Here is a 17,755-nt window from a genome sequence, read left to right as displayed (position 1 = left end):
CACCCTACGAGACTGTGAATCTTTTGTACCGCGTGTCGGGCGAATGTGATTCTCTAGGCAGACTGATCTGCTGGAGAGGATGATGGCTGACGAGGGACTTTTTGGCGAATTGCCGGATCAGTCGGCGCCACGAACCGAAGCGGTGCCGCGGGGTGCACCTCGGCTGCGCGAGCCCGTGCGCAATCAGGTCGAATTGCGGGCGGTCGATATCGACAGCCTGATCGGGCAGGATCATCTGGCCCGGGTGATCTGGGCTTATGTCGAGGGGCTCGACCTGAGCGAGCTGGAAGATCGGGTTAAGGCACGGGAAAACAGGCCGGGCCATCCGGCGCCATCACCCCGGCTGCTGCTGGCGCTTTGGCTGTACGCCACGAGCGATGGCGTTGGCAGCGCGCGGGCGTTGGATCGGCTCTGCGACAGTCACGACGTCTACCGCTGGCTCTGCGGCGGCGTGTCTTTGAACTATCACACACTGTCGGATTTCCGGGTCGGCTGCGCGGACCTGCTGGACCGTTTGCTGGTCGAACATCTGGTGGCTCTGAATGAGGCAGGGCTGATTGATCTGGAGAAGCTGACCCAGGACGGGGTGCGGATACGGGCGAATGCGGGGGCCGGCTCGTTCCGGCGGGAGGCAACGCTCGGCCGGCAGATGGCCCAAGCGAAGGCTGTGGTGGAAGAGCTCAAGCGCGAGGTCGATGCGGATCCGGAAGCCAGCAGCCGGCGTATCAGGGCGGCCAGAGAGCGCGCGGCACGCGAACGCAGTGAGCGGGTGCAGGCTGCGCAGAGGGCTTTGGACGAGATCAAGCGGAAGCGCAAGCAACTCGACGAAAAAGGCGGCAATGGCAAAAAGCCGAAGGAGCCCCGGGCCTCCACCACCGACCCGCAGGCAAGGGTGATGAAGATGGCAGATGCCGGCTTCCGCCCCGCCTACAATGTGCAGGTGGCCAGCGCGGCCGGCGAACTGATCGTGGTCACGGTCGACATCGACAACAACGGATCAGATCGCGGCTTGATGCGGCCGATGCTGGAGCGAACGCGCACTCGGCTGAAGCGCTTGCCGCGTCGCTACCTCGCCGATGGCGGGTTCTGCAGCGGCGAGGACATCGAATGGGCGCACGGTGAAGGCGTCGAGGTCTACTGTCCTCCGCCCAACTCCAGGAGCGGTGTCGATCCCTTTTTACCTCGGAGCAGCGACGGTCCTGGCGTCGCGGCCTGGCGGGCCCGCATGGCCAGCGAAGCCGGCAAGGCACAGTACAAAGCCCGCACGATCTGCGAATGCATCCATGCCCGGTGGCGGAACTGGGACCTCAGGCAATTGACCGTGCGCGGCATCGAGAAGGTCCGTGCCGTCGTGCTCTGGTACGCCCTCACCAACAACATCCTGCAAGGACACCAACTGGCAAAAGCATAGACAGCACAGCCATCCCCCGGCGGTTCGACATCGACGGCCCCCGACATCAGCGCGGGCGCTACCCACTCTTTAATATCGAATGCGGAAATGACTCACAGGCTCTACGGCAGCGGTGCTCAGGCCACTGCCCGCTTACCGATGATCGCAAAGCGCAGCTTGCCCGAGATGAAATCGATTCCCGCGACGGCGACCAGGATCATCAGGATCAGGAACGACACCTTCTGCCATTCCAGCACCCGGATCTGCTCGGCGAGCTGGAGGCCGATGCCGCCGGCGCCGACGATGCCGATGATGGTGGCCGAGCGCGTGTTCGATTCGATGAAATACAGCACCTGGCCGGCGATGACGGGCAGCACCTGCGGCATCAGGCCGAAGCGGATCTCGTGCAGCGCGCTGCCGCCGGAGGCGCGGATGCCCTCGACCTGCTTCTGATCGGCGCCTTCGATCGCTTCCGAGAACAGCTTTCCGAACGCACCGAAATCCGCCACGGCAATCGCGAGAACGCCGGCGAACGGGCCGAGCCCGACCACGTTGATCCACACCAGCGCCCAGATCAGCGTATCGACGCCGCGGATCGAATCCAGGAACCGCCGCACCGGGAAACGGACGATGTTAGGGACGATATTGCGAGCCGCAAGCAGGCTGACGGGCAGTGCCAGCAAGGCGGCCAGCGTGGTGCCGAGCAGCGCGATCGACAGCGTCTCGCCCAGCGCTTTGAGATAGAGCGGGAGCGACGATCCGGGATCGGGCGGCATCATCATCATGCTGATCCAGCCGAGCTGGCTTAGGCCCGAGATGAAGCGCGCCGGCGAGAAATCGAGATCGACCAGGCCGAACACGAAGATCGCAAGCGCCGCGATGAGCATCGCCGGGGTCGCCAGGCGTGCCGATGCCGGACGGCCGAAGACGTCGGGGTAGCGCGCGCGGAGCTCCTCGGTGTTGACATCCTGCGGCTTGTTCAATTCCGCGCCTCCTTGCCGAACAGGCGGCCGCGCACCCAGCCGGTGGTGATGTCGATCAGGAACACCGTGACGATGATGGTGACGAGGATGGCGCTGACGTCGGAGTAGTAGAATTTTCGGATCGCGACGATCAGCTCCTGCCCGATGCCGCCGGCGCCAACAAAGCCCATCACCGAGGCCTCGCGCACATTGATCTCGAAACGCAGCAGCGCGTAGCTGGCGTAACCCGCCGAAACCTGCGGCAGGATCGCAAAGCGCATGCACGACACCCAGCTCGCGCCGGTGGAGCGGATGCCCTCGACCGGCTTCATGTCGGCGTTCTCGACGATCTCGGAAAACTGCTTGCCGAGCGCGCCGGTGGAATGGATCGCGATCGCGAGCACGCCAGCGACCGGACCGAGACCGAAGGCCATGACGAAGATCAGCGCGAACACGATGCCGGGCACCGTGCGCGCGAATTCAAGCAGCCGGCGCACCGTGAAGCGCAGCCAGGACGCGGGCGAGGTGTTCTCGGCGGAGAAGAAATTGAGCAGGAAGGCAAGGACGGCGCCGATCAGCGTGCCGACATAGGAGATCAGCAGCGTCTCGCCGAGCAGCTTCAGCCATTTGTGCAGGCCCCAGAACCACTCGCCGAGATCGGTCCAGACCCGCTGGCCGCTGTCGAGGGTGAGGATGCGATTGAAGTAGCTGACGAAGTTGCCGAAATAAGTGAAGAAGGTGCGCAAATTCACCTCGGCGCCGATCGAGGCCACGATCAGCGCGGCGACGAACAACGTGAAGCCCGCCGAGAGGCGCAGGCGCTTGCGTGCGACCGCCTTGCGATAGGCGGCGTTGAGGGCGGCGAGCTGCTGCTCGGGAAGGATCGAAACCGCAACCGTCATCGAAGGCAAAGATCCATCACAAACAGATCCATCAAGAAAAGAGCCGGGTCCATCGACCCGGCTCGAGGTGCCTCGTCCCGACGAGCTCAGGACGCCTTCTTACGCAGATTATCGACGAACCTAATCAGATCGATGGTCTTGTTGTAATCGTCGTTGGCGATCGGCTCCCACGGCTTGTTCTTGCCGTCGGAGAGCTTCTTGAACGCCTCGGGGTCCTTGGTCGCCGCATCGAGGAAGGCCTTCTTGATGGCGGCCTTCATGTCCTCAGGCAGGTCGCTCAGATAGGCGTAGGGCGAGTTGATGAAGAAGGAGGACTTCACGACGATGCGGAAGTCCTCCTTCTTCATCGGTGTGCCGTCGGCCGACTTCACCATACCCTTGTTGAGCATGCGGGTCAGGTTGGAATCGTCGTCCGCGTTCCACCAGTTGGCAGCGACGTCGACGGTTCCTTGCGCAAGTGCGAGAACGGCATTCTCGTGGCTGCCGGTGAAGACGACCTTCGAGAAGTAGGCATCGGGATCGATGCCAAGCGCGTTCAGCTTGAAGCGCGGCATGTTGTTGCCCGAGGTCGAGTTCGGATCGACCAGGCCCAGGTTCTTGCCCTTGAGGTCCTCGATCTTCTGGTACGGCGATTTCGCCAGCACGTAGAACACCGAGTAATAGCCCTTCGAGCCGTCGGAGTTGACGTCGATGACGAAGGCGTCGGTCTTGACGCCGGTAAGCCGGGCACGCGCGAACGAGGCCGGGCCGTAATAGCCGATATGGATGTTGCCGGCGCGCTGGCCCTCGATGAGGGCGGCGTAGTCGTTGGCGACACGCAGCGTCACCTTGACGCCGAGCTCCTTGGACAGATAGCTGATGAAGGGGGCGTAACGCTCGGTCACGCCCGAACCGTTCTCGGCCGGAATCGCGGCGAAGGTGATCTCCGGATATTTCGCCCTCCAGTCTTCGGCGGAAGCGGATCCGGCAAAGGTCAGCGCGGCGGCGCCGGCAAGAACTAATCTGCGAGTGATCATGATGCCCTCTTCATCTGATAGGAGCGGTTGACGCAAAACTGGTATGACGGATGCGACGCGGCTCAGGCCGCCGCAGCCGTTCCGAGTGCCGGACCCCCTCGGGCACCGGCGCAGGCGTGCCGCCCATGACATCGGCGGCTTCGAGATCGTAGAGCTCACGCGCGACAAGGTCGGTCAGCGCGGATGGCGCGCCGTCGAACACCACCCGGCCCGCCGCCATCCCGATCAAGCGATCGCAATAGCTGCGCGCCAGATCGAGCGAATGCAGGTTGCAGAGCACGGTGATGCCGAAATGCTTGTTGATGCGCAGCAGCGCATCCATGACGATCTTGGTGTTGCGCGGATCGAGCGAGGCGATCGGCTCGTCGGCGAGGATGATGTCGGGCTGCTGCACCAGCGCCCGCGCGATCGCCACGCGCTGTTGCTGGCCGCCGGAGAGCTGATCGGCGCGCTGCGCCGCGAGCGCGGCGATATCGAACTGTTCCAGCGCCGACATCGCCAACGCCTTGTCCTGCTCGGGCCATGCTTGCGACAGCGAGCGCCAGGCCGGCATGGTGGCAAGACGGCCCATCAGCACGTTGGTCAGCACGTCGAGCCGGCCGACCAGGTTGAACTGCTGGAAGATCATCGCCGACCGCGCCCGCCACTGCCGCAGCTCCTTGCCGCGCAGCGCGGTGACGTCGAGGCCGTCGAACAGGATGCGGCCCTGCGTCGGCGTCACCAGACGATTGATGGCGCGCAGCAGGGTCGACTTGCCGGCGCCGGAGCGCCCGATCACGCCGACGAAGCCGCCGGGGGAGATTTGAAACGAAGCCTCGTCCACCGCGGCTTTTGCGCCAAAGCGGCACGTCAGACCTTCAACCACCAGCATGCAGGGCTCCAGAGTAGCTGGAGCCCACCGCTATCCCCGGCGGTTGACACTTGTATGACACGCGCAATGCGGCGGGGCGATCCTACACACTTCATCCCCTGTCATCGTATCGTCATCACACCGTCATTGTGCCGCTCGAAGAGACGCGACATTGGCCAGGCTGGCATGGTGGGACTGGGATCACGACAAATTGCGTGCGGCGCTGGCCTATTTCCGCACGCTCGCAATTGAAGATTTCCTGTCGGCATACGAAGCAGAGGCAAGTCTCCCTTCCAGCAAACCAAGCGCGGTCGCGTGACAGACATTTTCATCGAAGGTGGCCGGACCCTTGTTAGCTCCGAGCTCGCCGAAACATCGCTCGCCGTATCCGGAACCGACATTGCGCAGATCGATGCGGCACGCGGTCGCCCGCGGCTGGCGATCGATGCGCGCGATTTGCTGGTGCTGCCCGGCATCGTCGACCTGCATGGCGATGCCTTCGAGCGGCAGATGATGCCGCGCGCCGGCGTCGATTTTCCGATCGACGTCGCGCTTGATGACACCGACCGCCAGGTCATCAGCAACGGCATCACCACGGTGTTCCACGCCACCACCTGGTCATGGGAGCCGGGCCTGCGCAGCGGCGACAATGCCAGGCGCCTGCTCGAGGCGATCGAGCGGCAGCGGCCGCACTTCGCCGCCGACACCCGTTTTCACCTGCGCCACGAGACCTACAATCTCGATGCCGAGGCTGAGATCGGCCAATGGCTGGCCGAGGGCCGCGTCGACCTGTTCGCCTTCAACGACCATATGGACGGGGTCGTTGCCGACATCTCAAATCCGCGCAAGCGTAACCGCATGGTGGAGCGCACCGGCGTGTCGGGCGAGGATTTCGACAAGCTTGTCGCGCATATCGTGTCGCGCGCAGCCGAGGTTCCGGCCTCGATCGCCCGGCTCGCTGCTACAGCCCGCGCGGCCGAGGTGCGGATGCTGTCGCATGACGATGCGACGCCGGCGATGCGCCGGAATTTTCGCGCCATGGGCGTGAGGCTCGCCGAATTTCCGATCAATGAGGAGACGGCGCGCGAGGCAGCCGATCATGGCGATGCCATCGTCTACGGCGCACCGAACGTCGTGCGCGGCGGCAGCCACACCGGCTGGACCAAAGCCTCCGACATGATCGCGAAGGGGCTCTGCACGGTGCTGGCTTCCGACTACTACTATCCGGCGCCGCTGCTCGCCGCATTCCGCCTCGCCGCCGACGGCGTGCTGCCGCTGACCGAGGCCTGGAAGCTGATCTCGTCGGCGCCCGCAGAGGCCGCTGGCCTCACTGATCGCGGCACGCTGGCGGCGGGCCGTCGCGCCGACATCCTGCTCGTCGACGACAGCATGCCGCTGCGGCCGCGGCTGGTCGCGGTGATCGCGGCCGGCAAGCTCGTCCATCTCACCGATGCGACGCGTCTGGCTGGCATCGCGGCGACACCGCGCGAGACTATCGTTGCAGCATAAATTAGTTATGCTTGGGCAATGACAGGTTTTCCCCGCTACGCGATCTATTTTGCCGCCGGCGCCGACCACGCACTCTCCCGCTTCGGCGCCGAGCTGCTCGGCTATGACGCCTATACCGGCGACGAACTGCCCTTTCCCGGCGACGCCCTGCGCGTCGCCGCCGACTGGCGCGACGTCACCGCCGATCCCCGCAAATACGGTTTTCACGGCACGCTGAAGGCGCCGATGGCGCTGGCAGCGGGCAAGACAGAGGCCGAACTCGCCGCGGCCTGCGCGACATTCGCCGGCAAGGCGCGCCCGATCCCGGTGATCCGCCCAATCGTCGATTCCATCAGCGGCTTCATCGCCGTCATTCCGGCCGAGCCGGTTGGCGCGCTGCAACAGCTCGCCGCCGATGGCGTCCGCGATTTCGATTGCTTCCGCCAGCCCCTGACCGCGGAAGACCGCGCGCGGCGCAAGCCGGAAAAGCTCAGCGAGCGCCAGCGCGATTATCTCGATCGCTGGGGCTACCCTTACGTGATGGAAGATTTCCGCTTCCACATGACGCTGACGGGGCGGCTGGATGCCCAGCGGCGCGGCCCGATCCTGGAGATGTTGCGGGCAAGGTTTGCGGCGCTGAAGCTGGAAAAGCTCGCGATCGATCGCATCACGCTGTTCAAGCAGGATGATGCGAAGGCACGCTTTTATATCGTGGGCGAATGGACGTTGGCACCGGCCCCGTAGGGCGGGCAAAGGCGCCCTTGCGCCGTGCCCACGTTCTTTCTCGGCAATACGCGGGTGGTGGGCACGCTACGCTTTGCCCACCCTACGATTGCGATGCATGAGGCTTACTTCCCCCATCGCAGCGCCAGCGCGTCGCGCTCCTTGGCGAGCTCCAGCAATCCTGCGCGCGTTGCCGGATGCAGCGGTTGCAGCGGATGGCGCACCGCGTCGGACTTGATCACACCGCCGGCCTGCATCATCGCCTTGCAGGCGATCAGGCCGCATTGGCGGTTCTCGTAATTGATCAGCGGCAGCCAGCGTTCATAGGCGGCCTTCGCCTTCTCCCGGTCGCCCGCGAAATAGGGATCGATGATCTGGCGGATACCGTCGGGATAGCCGCCGCCGGTCATCGCGCCGGTCGCTCCGGCATCGAGATCGGCCATCAGTGTGATGGCTTCCTCGCCATCCCAGGGGCCCTCGATGTCCTTGCCGCCGGCCTCGATCAGGCTGCGGAGCTTTGACGCCGCGCCCGGCACCTCGATCTTGAAATAGCGGATGTTGGAGAGCTCGCGCGCCAGCCGCGCCAGCAGCTCGACCGACAGCGGCGTGCCCGCAACCGGCGCATCCTGGATCATGATGGGGATGGTGATCGCGCCCGAGAGCACCTTGAAGAATTCGACGATGCCCTTCTCCGGAACGCGGAAGGTGGCGCCGTGATAGGGCGGCATCACCATCACCATGGCGGCCCCGGCGGCCTCGGCCTGCTTGCTGCGCGCCGCGCACACCGCCGAGCTGAAATGGGTGGTGGTGACGATCACGGGCACGCGGCCGGCGACATGCTCCAGCACCACATGCATCACGGCCTCGCGCTCGGCATCGGTCAGCACGAACTGCTCGGAGAAATTGGCGAGGATGCAGATGCCGTTCGAGCCGGCGTCGATCATGAAATCGATGCAGCGGCGCTGGCCCTCGAGATCGAGCTCGCCGCGCGCATCGAAGATGGTGGGTGCGACCGGAAACACGCCGCGATAGGGGCGCTGGGCCTTATGTGGGGTGACCGGCATCGAAGACATCTCCCTGTCGTCCTGTCGTTGGAGCTTGGTACCGCTACCATTTACAGGTCGCAGCCAGACCCGGCAATGCCGATCCACGTTCCATCAAGCTGGGAAAGAAGCCCTAGGCGGACTTCACGGCGCCGAGGAAGCCCTCCACCGCGGTGCGGAGGCGGTCAGCGTCGGCCGACATCTTGGTCACGGACTGGAACAGCACCGTGCCGGCATTGCCGGTCTCCTGGTTGAGCTGGGCCACGCTGCCGATGGTGTCGGTGACCTCGCGGGTGCCCTGGGCGGCATGCTGGAAGTTGCGCGAGATCTCGGTGGTGGCCGCGCGCTGCTGTTCGACGGCGGCGGCGATGGCCGTCATCTTCTCGTCGATGCCGCTGATGGCGCCGCCGATCGAACGGATGGCGGCGACGGCCTGGCCGGTCGCGCTCTGGATCTCCTCGACCTGGCGCGAGATCTCTTCGGTGGCGGTCGCGGTCTGCGACGCCAGGCTCTTGACCTCGCCGGCAACCACCGCAAAACCGCGGCCGGCCTCGCCGGCGCGCGCCGCCTCGATGGTGGCGTTGAGGGCGAGCAGATTGGTCTGGCCGGCGATGGCGTGGATCATCTTCACGACTTCGCTGATGCGGCCGGCGGTCTGGTCGAGGATCTCGACAGTGGCGTTGGTCTGCTCGACCTGAGCCACCGCCTCGCGCGCATCGCGTGCGCTGGACTGCACCTGCGCGGAAATTTCGCCGACCGAGGCCGAGAGCTCCTCGGTCGCGGCCGCGATGCTTTCGAGATTGTTGGTGGCCTGCTCGGCGGCGGACGACACCGCGGCCGTCTGGCTGCTCGATTCCGAGGTCAGCGTGCGCACGTCGGTCGCGGTGGCATCGAGCTCCTTGGCCGATGCCGCGACGCTCTGGATCACCGCCTGCACGGTGTCATCGAAGCTACGGCATGCCTCGTCGACGGCGCCGGAGCGGGCGAGCTGCAGCGCCTGCTGCGATTCGCGTTCCCGGCCGAGCCGTTCCGCGGTGGCCGCGCTCTCGCGCAGGCTTTCGAGCGCGGCGGCCATGGTGCCGAACTCGTCGGGATAGCGGGATTGCGGAACCGGCGTTGCGTAATCGCGCGCGCTGATCCGGGCGATGGCGTCGAGAATGGCCCGCACCGGACGCATCAGGCGATTGCGCACGACATAGACGCCGGCCAGCGTCACAGACAGCGCCAGCAGGAACGCGAGCGACTGCACGATGAGATTGGTCAGCGCCTTGGCCTGAACGGTCTCCGCTCGCACGATCGACTGGTCGAGCGCCGTGGTCGCGATACCGACAATGAGCGGGAACGGCGACTGGCACAGCGCATTCCAATCCGCCGCTGCCATCGCCGGCTTGCCGCTGCCGTCAAAATTCCTGGTGAGATCGCCGATCTGCTTGAGAACACCATCGGTCTTGGCCTGCGCATCCTTTGCTGCGCTCGCCAATTCTGAGGGAACATCGGGGGCTGCCAGCAACTCGGCCATGCCGGCCCAGCCGGAGGCAATGGTGCCGTCCCACTGTGCCACTGATCGCTTTTGAGCGTCGTCGAGCGGCTTGCTGCTGTTGACGTTCGAGCGCAGCGACGAGCAATGGATGCCATAGCGGTCGCGCACCTGCCAGGCGAGGCGGCGGACCTGGACCATGCGGGCGATGAAGGGATCGTTCATCCAGGCCCGGTTCGACACCGCGGTCGAGGCGAGGTTCGCCGTGTCGATGACCTTGGTGACGGCATCGTACCAGGGGTTGGCGCGCTCGATCTTGCGCTCGGCGCGCGGACGTTTGGCTTCATCATAGAACAGCTGGAATTGCGGCGCGGCCTCGTTCCAGCCCTGCTTCAGCTTGCTCGCCAGCTCGTCCCGGCGGGCAAAGTCGACGCTGGCCATCGCGGCGATGACACCTTCATAGCCGCCCTGCTCCGCCTTCTCCGCCTCGGCGAGCTTTGCGCGCGGATCGTCCTCGCCGAGGATCGCGCTCTGGGCGTCGCCGCGATTCTGGCGGAGCGCTACCACGCCGTGGAAGATCGCCTTGTCGGCAGCGGCAAGCCGCGCCGTCTCAAGACTGTCGTTGTAGCGGCCGAGGGCCCCCACCATCTGGATCGCCGTGGAGGCGAGCGCGCCGGCCGCCAACAGGGCCATCAGGGTCAGGAGCAGCGAGCTTACCGATTTCTTAAACATTGCCATGGGTCACAAGGGGCCTTTGTCCAGGAGAGGCCACCTTGCATCGGGACATGCCAATGTTCCGTTAAGGTTTTAGTCAAATGCGGTGTTCGCGATTTGCCAGCCCCCTTGAGGTTGGGCCAGATGTCACGAAACCTTCGTGAAATCAGGCGGGCGCCGCTCGGCAAAGGCCGTGAATGCCTCGCGCGCCTCGGCGGTGCGCAGACGCTTGGCGAACTGCTCGCCCTCGGCATTCATCTGCGCGACCAGCGCCTCGCCATCGCGCATCAGCTTCTTGGTCGCGATGAGCGCACCGGCCGGCTGTTTGGCCAGACGCTGGGCGAGCGCGAGCGCCTCGGTATCGAGCCTCTCGAGCGGCACGACGCGGTTGGCGAGGCCCCATTCCAGCGCGGACTTGGCCGGCACGGTCTCGCCGAGGGCGAACATCTCATAGGCGCGGGCATAACCGATGCGCGCCGGCATCAAGAGGCTGGAGGCAGCTTCCGGCACCAGCGCGAGACTGACGAAGGGCGTCGACAACTGCGTATTCTCGGCAAGCACGACCAGATCGCAATGCAGCAGCATGGTGGTGCCGACGCCGACGGCACGGCCCTGCACGGCGGCAACAAGAGGCCGCGTGCAACGCGCCAGCGATTGGATGAAGCGTCCGACATTGCGGCTGCCTTCGGACTTGCCTGATGCGACGGCCGCAAACTCGCCGACGTCATTGCCGGCGGTGAACATGTCGCCCTCGCCGCGGATCAGCAGCACGCGCACGGACGGATCGGACTCGGCGGCTTCGATGGTGTCGGCGAGCTTGCGGTACATCGCGTCCGTCAACGCATTCTTCTTGTCGGGGCGCGCCAGGGTAAGGGTGAGAATTCCGTTGTTGTTTTCAACTCGCACATGCTCGGTCATCAGTGTCTCCTCTTATTGCTCTGGATCTCTTGCGATGTCTCTTATGGAGTCTCTTGGAAACTTGTCCTGAATGCTGGTCAGCCAGCGCGCGACGATGTCGATCTCGGCGCTGGTAAATCCTTCCGTCAGGGCGGCATTGATCGCAGCCGTATCGGCCCTCGCCTGCGCCAGCACAGTGCGGCCCTTCGGCGTCAGCCACACCCGAAAGGCGCGGCCATCCTCGCGATCGGCGCGGCGCTCGACCAGTTTTGCCGCTGCGCTGCGATCGACGAGGCCGGAGATGCCGGCCGGACCAAGATCAAGCGCCGCGCCCGCCTCGCCCATCAGGACGCCGTCCTGCTTGCTCAGGATGAACAGCAACCCGGCCTGCGCCGGCGTGACCTCATTCTGCTGCTGCACAGCCATCCAGCGCTGCAAACGGCGCTGCGCGACGTTGAGCAGATAGATCAGCCGATGATGCTTCGCCTCAGGCCGTTTATTTCGCATGCGAAATAGATAGTCCAGCTTCGTCGGATTGTCAAAGCCTGCCGCCGCTAGCGCGACGGCCCGCGACAGCCGTCGAGCAGAATTGCGGCGCATGCCTTTGCCCGCCGCTCGATCTCCTTGCGGGAGGGCAGCGTCACGCTTGCGTAGATCGCGGCGCGTTGCGGCGCTGACACCATCATGCCGATCATCATGCCGGCCGCTTCATCGACATTGTCGAGCGCGAGGCGCTTCTTCCTGACCTGAACGCGGAGCCAGCCGGCGAGCGCCGCCGCGGTGCGGGCGATGCCGTCCCGGTAGAAATTCGCGGCAAGATCGGGGAACGTCGCCGATTGCTGCAGCACCATGCGCTGCAGCGCCACGACCTCTGGATCGAGTGCGAGATCGGCACAGGCGACCAGCACCGCAGCAAGATTTGTTTCGATGTCGGCCTGGTTGTTGGCCTGAAGATTGACGTCGGAGAGCAGCCGCTCGAGCCTGTCAGCGCACATCGCCTCGAACAGCGCCGCCTTGCCCGAAAACAACCGGTAGAGCGTCTTGGTGGAGATGCCGGCGCCGCGCGCCAGCTCCTCGGTGCTGGTTGCTGCGTAACCATCGACGGCAAACGCGTGTCGCGCGGCCTCGAGGACGATCCGCTTGGTCTCCTCGTCGCTGCGCACAGGCGGCCGTCCGCGCGTACGAACCTCTGATGACGATTTTGTCTGAGCCATGTCTTTAAATGATGCCTGTCATTCCATTGACAGTCTCAAAGCTAGTCCTATTTTGGAAATCGTCAAGTTTCCTAATTCAGGGAGGCGGCGATGACCGTCCACACCAACCCAACGAAATCCGAAGCCACCGTGGTTCCAACCCTGGCACCGGAGGGCATTCTGCCGGCTTCATCAGCCCCCGCCCCGAGCCGAAAGCTCAACCTTCGCAAGCTGTTGCTTGCGGGAGTGGCCCTCGCCGCCCTCGCCGGCGCGAGTTGGTACGGCTACGACTACTGGACCGTCGGCCGCTTCCTGGTCTCGACCGATGACGCCTATGTGAAGGCCGACAACACCACCATCGCGCCGAAGGTCAGCGGCTATCTCGACCGTGTCCTGGTCGGCGATAACGAGCATGTGAAAGCAGGCCAGGTGCTGGCGCGGATCGACGACCGCGACTTCCGCGTCGCGCTCGACCAGGCCAAGGCCGATGTCGCCGCCGCGAATGCGACGATCACCAGCAAGCAGGCGCAGCTCGAGGTTCAGGATGCGGTGATCGCCGCGGCCAGGGCGACCATCGATGTCGACACCGCAGCAAAGATCTTCGCGCAACAGGAGAACAAGCGTTACACCGATCTCGCCGCGACCGGCTATGGCAGCGTGCAGAATGCGCAGCAGGCACAGTCCCGCAACGCCGGCGCCGAGGCTGCGATCCAGCGCGACACCGCCAATCTCGCCTCAGCTCTCAAGCAAGTCGAGCTGCTGAAGGCCGAGATCGCACAGGCCAATGCCGCCGCCGCCCGCGCCGCCGCGCTTCAGCATCAGGCCGAGCTCAATCTCGGCTACACCACGATCGTCGCGCCGATCGACGGCGTCATCGGCAACCGCACCTTGCGCGTCGGGCAGTTCGTGCAGGCCGGCACCCAGCTGATGTCGATCGTGCCCGCCGAGGGCGCCTATGTCGTCGCCAATTTCAAGGAAACGCAGCTCACCCACGTCCGCGCCGGACAAGAGGTCGAGATCGAGGTCGATACGTTCCCGGGCCAGGTGGTGCATGGCCACGTCGATTCCATCGCGCCGGCCAGTGGTCAGGAATTCGCTTTGCTGCCGCCTGACAACGCCACCGGCAATTTCACCAAGATCGTGCAGCGCATCCCTGTGAGGATCGCGCTGGATGCCGAAACGCAGCCGGTGATCGAGCTGCGGCCCGGCATGTCCGTGATCCCGACGATCGCAACCCGTTCAGCGCCGACCGCGCAAGCGGCAACGACGCCCTCGACGCAGTCCAAAGCCAAGCTTGTTTCCGGAGGGTCGTGCCATGTCCAACAGCCTCGCAATCTCGACGCCAGCGCCCACCATACCGGCCGCGACGCCTGATCGCGTCGCCGCCGATCCCAACAGGGCCAGTGCCACAGTCTGGATCGCCGTCTTCGCCGCGATGATCGGCGCCTTCATGGCGATCCTGAACATCCAGATCACCAATGCCTCGCTGCTCAACATCGAGGGCGGCATCGGCACCGGTGTCGACAACGGATCCTGGATCTCGACGTCGTACCTGATCGGCGAGATCATCGTGATCCCGCTGACCGACTACCTGTCGCGCGTGTTCTCGTTCCGCAACATCATGCTGAGCTTTGCCTCGCTCTTTGCGGCGTTCTCGGTCGCCTGTGCCTTCACCCACGATCTGCCGTCGATGATCGCGATGCGTGGCTTCCAGGGCTTCTTCGGCGGCGTGCTGATCCCGATGGCCTTCACGCTGGTCTTCACCAAGCTGCCGAAGGGCCAGCAGCCGATCGGGCTCGCGATGTTCTCGCTGGCGGTGACGTTCGCTCCGGCAATCGGCCCGACCATCGGCGGTTATCTCACCGAGAATTACGGCTGGCAGACCATCTTCTTCGTCAACGTGCTGCCGACGGCAGTCATGGTGACCATTCTGTTCCTCACCCTGGAACGTGCGCCCCTGAATCTCGCCTTGCTGCGTGAAGGCGACTGGTTCGGCATCGCCACCATGGCGGTCGGCCTCGCCTCGCTGCAGGCCGTGCTCGAGGAAGGCAACAAGAACGACTGGTTCGGCTCGCCCTTCATCGTGCGGCTCGCGGTCATCGCCGCGATCAGCCTGTCGCTGTTCATCACCATCGAGCTCGTGGTCGAGAAGCCGTTGCTTCGCCTCCGCCTGCTGACGCAGTGGAATTTCGGCGTCGGCACCATCGCCGCGGTGTTCCTCGGCTTTGCACTGTTCGGCTCGGTCTATCTGCTGCCGGCCTATCTCGGCCAGGTGCAGGGTTACAATGCCGAGCAGATCGGCAATGTGCTGGCCTGGACCGGCCTGCCGCAGCTGCTGCTGATCCCGCTGGTGCCGAAGCTGATGCAACGTTTCGATGCGCGCTACATCGCGACGATCGGCCTCTTGCTGTTCGCTGCCAGCTCCTTTCTCAACATCGAGATGTCGCTCGACTATTCCGGCGATCAATTCTTCATACCGAACGTCGTGCGTGCCGTCGGCCAGGCGCTGACGCTGGCGCCGCTGTCCGCGCTCAGCCTCGGCAGCGTCGCGCCGCAGGATGCGCCTGCCGCCTCCGGCATCTCCAACATGATGCGCAATCTCGGCGGTGCCATCGGCACCGCAGTGCTGGCCACCATCGTCACCAAGCGCGAGCAGTTCCACTCCAACATCATCGGCCATTCCGTGACGCTCGGCCGCGAGGAGGTCCGCAGCCGCCTCGCGCAGATGACAGATTATTTCATCGCCCATGGCGTGCCCGATCCCAACGCCGCGCGCGAGCAGGCGATCATCGCACTCGGCAAGACGGTGAAGCGCCAGGCGCTGGTGATGGGCTTCTCCGACACCTTTGCCGTGATCGGCGTGGTGCTGGTGCTGGCCGCGATCGCGGTGCTGCTGACGCGGCGGGTGAAGGCGGCCGGCGGGGGCGGCGCGCACTAGGCTCGCATAGCGATTGCATTTGAGCGGCCGCCGGACTTGACGGCCGCTTCTTTTTGTGTTCCCTATTCGTTCTCTACCACCATAGATTGTATCGGAGATCTTTCGTGATAATTAGTATGCGTGGCGAGAACCAGCTGGTCCGGCTCATCATTCATAATGATGATGATACGCCGGACCAGTTCGTGCTGGATCTGCTCCGTCAGATCTTCGGCAAGACGGAGCGCGAGGCGGCCGCGCTGATCGCCCAGATCGAGCAGAAGGAGAAGGCGATCTGCGGGCCTTACCCGCAATCCGTCGCCGAGACCCTGTTCAAGTCCGCGCAACAATCCATCAATCTTGCCGGCCACAGGCTGCAAGTCACGCTTGAGGCGATCAAGACCTCGTGCGAGCTCTGCGGCAATGGCGACGGACGGACGGATGTTCGGATCGGCAACCGAACGATCTGGCTGTGCAGCGAATGCATGCGCGCAGCGGACCAGCCCGATAGCGAGCAGGAAGAGAATTTCGACTTCGCTTGCGACGTTCTGGACTGGCATTTTGCCAACGTTCCTCGCAGCAAGCTGGTGACCACGATCCGCCAGTTTCCCGGCCATATGCGCGTGGACGTGCAGGCCGCGGTCGACCGGCTCTTCGGCGAAGCCATCAGGTTGTTCGGGTTGAACGAGGAGCAGCGCTACGAAACGCTCTCGATTTCGCGGCTCCTCAAGAGCGGCCGCTATGCCGTCGCGATTGCCCCGCTGCAATATTCAGATGTCGACGTCGGCGAGAAGAAACCGGTCAAGTGTCTGGATAACGGGCTATGGCTGTGCGAACAGGATGGCCTCCGCTATTCTGTCTTGCTATGTGCGCACCGCGAATACAGCCGCGAGCCCGGCATCCGGATCGAGATCCTGGTGCCTGCGGGCGGCGCGAGCGCAGCCCTCGTCCAGCAATGTTTTGGCGAATTGGAAGAAGCTGTGCAGGCCGCGCGGACCTATCGCGGCAAGATCCTCTCGCTCGATGCCGATTCCGACTATCGCGGGCGCTCGCGCGGTATCACTGTGCACCGATTGCCGGCGATCGCGCGTGACGATGTGATCCTGCCGGAGCAGACCTTGCGGCTGCTCGATCGCAACGTGCTGACCTTCGTCGGCACCCGCGATCAATTGCGCCGGCTTGGCCAGTCGACCCGTAAGGGCATCCTGCTGTACGGGCCGCCGGGCACCGGCAAAACCCATACGATCCGCTATCTCGCAACGCATCTGCCCGGGCACACGACGCTGATCATCACTGCCGAGCAGATCGGCCTGCTCGGCGCCTATATGAGCCTGGCGCGCCTGCTCCAGCCGTCGATGGTGGTGATCGAGGACGTCGACCTGATCGCCCGCGATCGCGACGACATGGGGCCGTGCGAGGAATCCATGCTGAACAAGCTGCTCAACGAGATGGACGGGCTGAGGGAGGATGCGGACATCCTGTTCGTCCTGACCACCAACAGGCCGGAGGACCTCGAAGGCGCCCTCGCTGGCCGCCCGGGGCGCATCGATCAGGCGATCGAAGTACCTCTCCCCGACGAGGCTGGCCGCAACAAGCTGGTCCAGCTCTACGGCAAAGGACTGCCGCTTGAGGACGCCGTGATCGCCGAGGCGGCACGACGCAGTGAAGGCACGAGTTGCGCGTTCATCAAGGAGTTGATGCGGCGGCTGGCACAGGGCAGCATCGCGCGCGATGGCGGCAGGTCGGTGATATCAGCGGACATCGACGAAGCGCTCGACGACATGTTGTTCTCCGGCGGCCGGCTCAATGCGCGGTTGCTGGGAGGTGCACAGGCCATGGCGGCGGGGTGAACTGCGCGTGTTAACCTCGGCGGCTGGCACAATCGTCTCAGAACGACCCCAGCACGCTGCCCAGGGCGATCACGGCCACCAGCGCGAGGAGCGACGTCACGATGCCTACCATCACGATATCGAAATAGCTGTCGCGATGCGTCAGGCCGCAGATCGCGAGCAGGCTCACCACCGCACCGTTATGCGGCAGGATGTCGAGCGTTCCCGAACCGATCACAGCGACGCGATGCATCAGGGCAAGGTCGATGCCGGTGCGCCACGCCAGCTCCACATAGGTCTGGCCGAGCGCGTCGAGAGCAATGGTCAACCCGCCCGACGCCGAGCCGGTCAGCGCGG

At 64.7% G+C, this 17,755-nt stretch carries 15 protein-coding genes and 2 pseudogenes; 7 read left to right on the top strand and 10 right to left on the bottom strand.

From position 1 onward, the window contains the following. The first annotated feature begins 79 nt into the window (after nt 1-79). Nucleotides 80-1,411: an IS1182 family transposase gene (locus AOQ71_RS23980; RefSeq protein ID WP_057742559.1), complete on the top strand. Its 1,332-nt coding sequence runs from the start codon at nt 80-82 to the stop codon at nt 1,409-1,411. A gap of 116 nt (nt 1,412-1,527) precedes the next feature. Here AOQ71_RS23980 and phnE (AOQ71_RS23975) read toward each other — a convergent pair whose 3' ends face one another. From phnE (AOQ71_RS23975) to phnC, 4 genes are all read right to left on the bottom strand, one after another. Then, nucleotides 1,528-2,373 carry a phosphonate ABC transporter, permease protein PhnE gene (phnE, locus tag AOQ71_RS23975; protein WP_057751934.1) on the bottom strand — a complete coding sequence of 282 codons (846 nt, stop codon included), beginning with the start codon at nt 2,371-2,373 and terminating at the stop codon, nt 1,528-1,530. Beyond that, complete coding sequence (phnE, locus tag AOQ71_RS23970; protein ID WP_057751931.1) at nt 2,370-3,254, bottom strand: phosphonate ABC transporter, permease protein PhnE; 885 nt, start codon at nt 3,252-3,254, stop codon at nt 2,370-2,372. Before phnE (AOQ71_RS23970) ends, phnE (AOQ71_RS23975) begins: the two co-directional genes overlap by 4 nt. Nucleotides 3,255-3,340: 86 nt before the next feature. Then, nucleotides 3,341-4,270, bottom strand: coding sequence for a phosphonate ABC transporter substrate-binding protein (gene phnD / locus AOQ71_RS23965; RefSeq protein WP_057751928.1), 930 nt, complete (start codon nt 4,268-4,270; stop codon nt 3,341-3,343). Between the two features lie 10 nt (nt 4,271-4,280). Then, nucleotides 4,281-5,141, bottom strand: coding sequence for a phosphonate ABC transporter ATP-binding protein (gene phnC / locus AOQ71_RS23960; RefSeq protein ID WP_157083642.1), 861 nt, complete (start codon nt 5,139-5,141; stop codon nt 4,281-4,283). A 151-nt stretch (nt 5,142-5,292) separates the two neighbouring features. Between phnC and AOQ71_RS45345 the strand changes: the two are divergent. From AOQ71_RS45345 to AOQ71_RS23950, 3 genes and pseudogenes are all read left to right on the top strand, one after another. Further along, a pseudogene (locus tag AOQ71_RS45345) lies at nt 5,293-5,439 on the top strand (chloramphenicol acetyltransferase); the annotation flags it as partial. After that, a complete protein-coding gene (locus AOQ71_RS23955; RefSeq protein ID WP_057751925.1) occupies nt 5,436-6,629 on the top strand; it encodes an alpha-D-ribose 1-methylphosphonate 5-triphosphate diphosphatase in 1,194 nt (397 codons plus the stop codon). The pseudogene AOQ71_RS45345 and the gene AOQ71_RS23955, both read left to right, overlap by 4 nt. 18 nt (nt 6,630-6,647) lie before the next feature. After that, nucleotides 6,648-7,352, top strand: a complete 705-nt coding sequence (locus AOQ71_RS23950) for a DUF1045 domain-containing protein (protein ID WP_057751922.1) — start codon at nt 6,648-6,650, stop codon at nt 7,350-7,352. Nucleotides 7,353-7,456: 104 nt separating this feature from the next. Here AOQ71_RS23950 and AOQ71_RS23945 read toward each other — a convergent pair whose 3' ends face one another. The 5 genes from AOQ71_RS23945 to AOQ71_RS23925 form a co-directional block, all read right to left on the bottom strand. Continuing rightward, complete coding sequence (locus AOQ71_RS23945) at nt 7,457-8,395, bottom strand: dihydrodipicolinate synthase family protein (protein WP_057751951.1); 939 nt, start codon at nt 8,393-8,395, stop codon at nt 7,457-7,459. A 112-nt stretch (nt 8,396-8,507) separates the two neighbouring features. Continuing rightward, nucleotides 8,508-10,589: a methyl-accepting chemotaxis protein gene (locus AOQ71_RS23940; RefSeq protein WP_057751919.1), complete on the bottom strand. Its 2,082-nt coding sequence runs from the start codon at nt 10,587-10,589 to the stop codon at nt 8,508-8,510. Nucleotides 10,590-10,712: 123 nt separating this feature from the next. Beyond that, nucleotides 10,713-11,483 carry an enoyl-CoA hydratase gene (locus AOQ71_RS23935; protein WP_057751916.1) on the bottom strand — a complete coding sequence of 257 codons (771 nt, stop codon included), beginning with the start codon at nt 11,481-11,483 and terminating at the stop codon, nt 10,713-10,715. 12 nt (nt 11,484-11,495) lie between these two features. After that, nucleotides 11,496-11,969 (bottom strand): MarR family winged helix-turn-helix transcriptional regulator, encoded by a 474-nt coding sequence (locus tag AOQ71_RS23930; RefSeq protein ID WP_057751948.1) that lies wholly within the window; start codon nt 11,967-11,969, stop codon nt 11,496-11,498. Between the two features lie 47 nt (nt 11,970-12,016). Further along, complete coding sequence (locus tag AOQ71_RS23925; RefSeq protein ID WP_245317094.1) at nt 12,017-12,625, bottom strand: TetR/AcrR family transcriptional regulator; 609 nt, start codon at nt 12,623-12,625, stop codon at nt 12,017-12,019. A gap of 141 nt (nt 12,626-12,766) precedes the next feature. Between AOQ71_RS23925 and AOQ71_RS23920 the strand changes: the two genes are divergently transcribed. From AOQ71_RS23920 to AOQ71_RS23910, 3 genes are all read left to right on the top strand, one after another. Next, on the top strand, nt 12,767-14,029 hold the full coding sequence (locus AOQ71_RS23920; RefSeq protein WP_057751910.1) for an HlyD family secretion protein: 1,263 nt from the start codon (nt 12,767-12,769) through the stop codon (nt 14,027-14,029). Continuing rightward, nucleotides 13,971-15,593: an MDR family MFS transporter gene (locus AOQ71_RS23915; protein WP_205668259.1), complete on the top strand. Its 1,623-nt coding sequence runs from the start codon at nt 13,971-13,973 to the stop codon at nt 15,591-15,593. The genes AOQ71_RS23920 and AOQ71_RS23915 overlap by 59 nt, the downstream gene beginning before the upstream one ends. A 104-nt stretch (nt 15,594-15,697) precedes the next feature. Beyond that, nucleotides 15,698-17,419, top strand: coding sequence for an ATP-dependent Clp protease adaptor ClpS (locus AOQ71_RS23910; RefSeq protein WP_245317093.1), 1,722 nt, complete (start codon nt 15,698-15,700; stop codon nt 17,417-17,419). 37 nt (nt 17,420-17,456) lie between these two features. On the opposite strand, the pseudogene AOQ71_RS48370 reads toward AOQ71_RS23910, so the two are convergent. Further along, nucleotides 17,457-17,755, bottom strand: a pseudogene (locus AOQ71_RS48370) (GntP family permease); the annotation flags it as partial.

This window comes from Bradyrhizobium manausense (assembly GCF_001440035.1).
Lineage (GTDB): Bacteria > Pseudomonadota > Alphaproteobacteria > Rhizobiales > Xanthobacteraceae > Bradyrhizobium > Bradyrhizobium manausense.
The sequence above is the reverse complement of the archived record's forward strand: the minus strand, read 5'-3'. Positions and strand labels throughout refer to the sequence as shown.

What these genes read in the sequence shown, in the direction of transcription:
- AOQ71_RS23980 (WP_057742559.1), top strand. Translation starts at nt 80, where the DNA reads ATGATGGCTGACGAGGGACTTTTTGGCGAATTGCCGGATCAGTCGGCG.
- phnE (WP_057751931.1), bottom strand. Translation starts at nt 3,254, where the DNA reads ATGACGGTTGCGGTTTCGATCCTTCCCGAGCAGCAGCTCGCCGCCCTC.
- phnD (WP_057751928.1), bottom strand. Translation starts at nt 4,270, where the DNA reads ATGATCACTCGCAGATTAGTTCTTGCCGGCGCCGCCGCGCTGACCTTT.
- phnC (WP_157083642.1), bottom strand. Translation starts at nt 5,141, where the DNA reads ATGCTGGTGGTTGAAGGTCTGACGTGCCGCTTTGGCGCAAAAGCCGCG.
- AOQ71_RS23950 (WP_057751922.1), top strand. Translation starts at nt 6,648, where the DNA reads ATGACAGGTTTTCCCCGCTACGCGATCTATTTTGCCGCCGGCGCCGAC.
- AOQ71_RS23945 (WP_057751951.1), bottom strand. Translation starts at nt 8,395, where the DNA reads ATGCCGGTCACCCCACATAAGGCCCAGCGCCCCTATCGCGGCGTGTTT.
- AOQ71_RS23940 (WP_057751919.1), bottom strand. Translation starts at nt 10,589, where the DNA reads ATGGCAATGTTTAAGAAATCGGTAAGCTCGCTGCTCCTGACCCTGATG.
- AOQ71_RS23935 (WP_057751916.1), bottom strand. Translation starts at nt 11,483, where the DNA reads ATGACCGAGCATGTGCGAGTTGAAAACAACAACGGAATTCTCACCCTT.
- AOQ71_RS23930 (WP_057751948.1), bottom strand. Translation starts at nt 11,969, where the DNA reads ATGCGAAATAAACGGCCTGAGGCGAAGCATCATCGGCTGATCTATCTG.
- AOQ71_RS23920 (WP_057751910.1), top strand. Translation starts at nt 12,767, where the DNA reads ATGACCGTCCACACCAACCCAACGAAATCCGAAGCCACCGTGGTTCCA.
- AOQ71_RS23915 (WP_205668259.1), top strand. Translation starts at nt 13,971, where the DNA reads ATGTCCAACAGCCTCGCAATCTCGACGCCAGCGCCCACCATACCGGCC.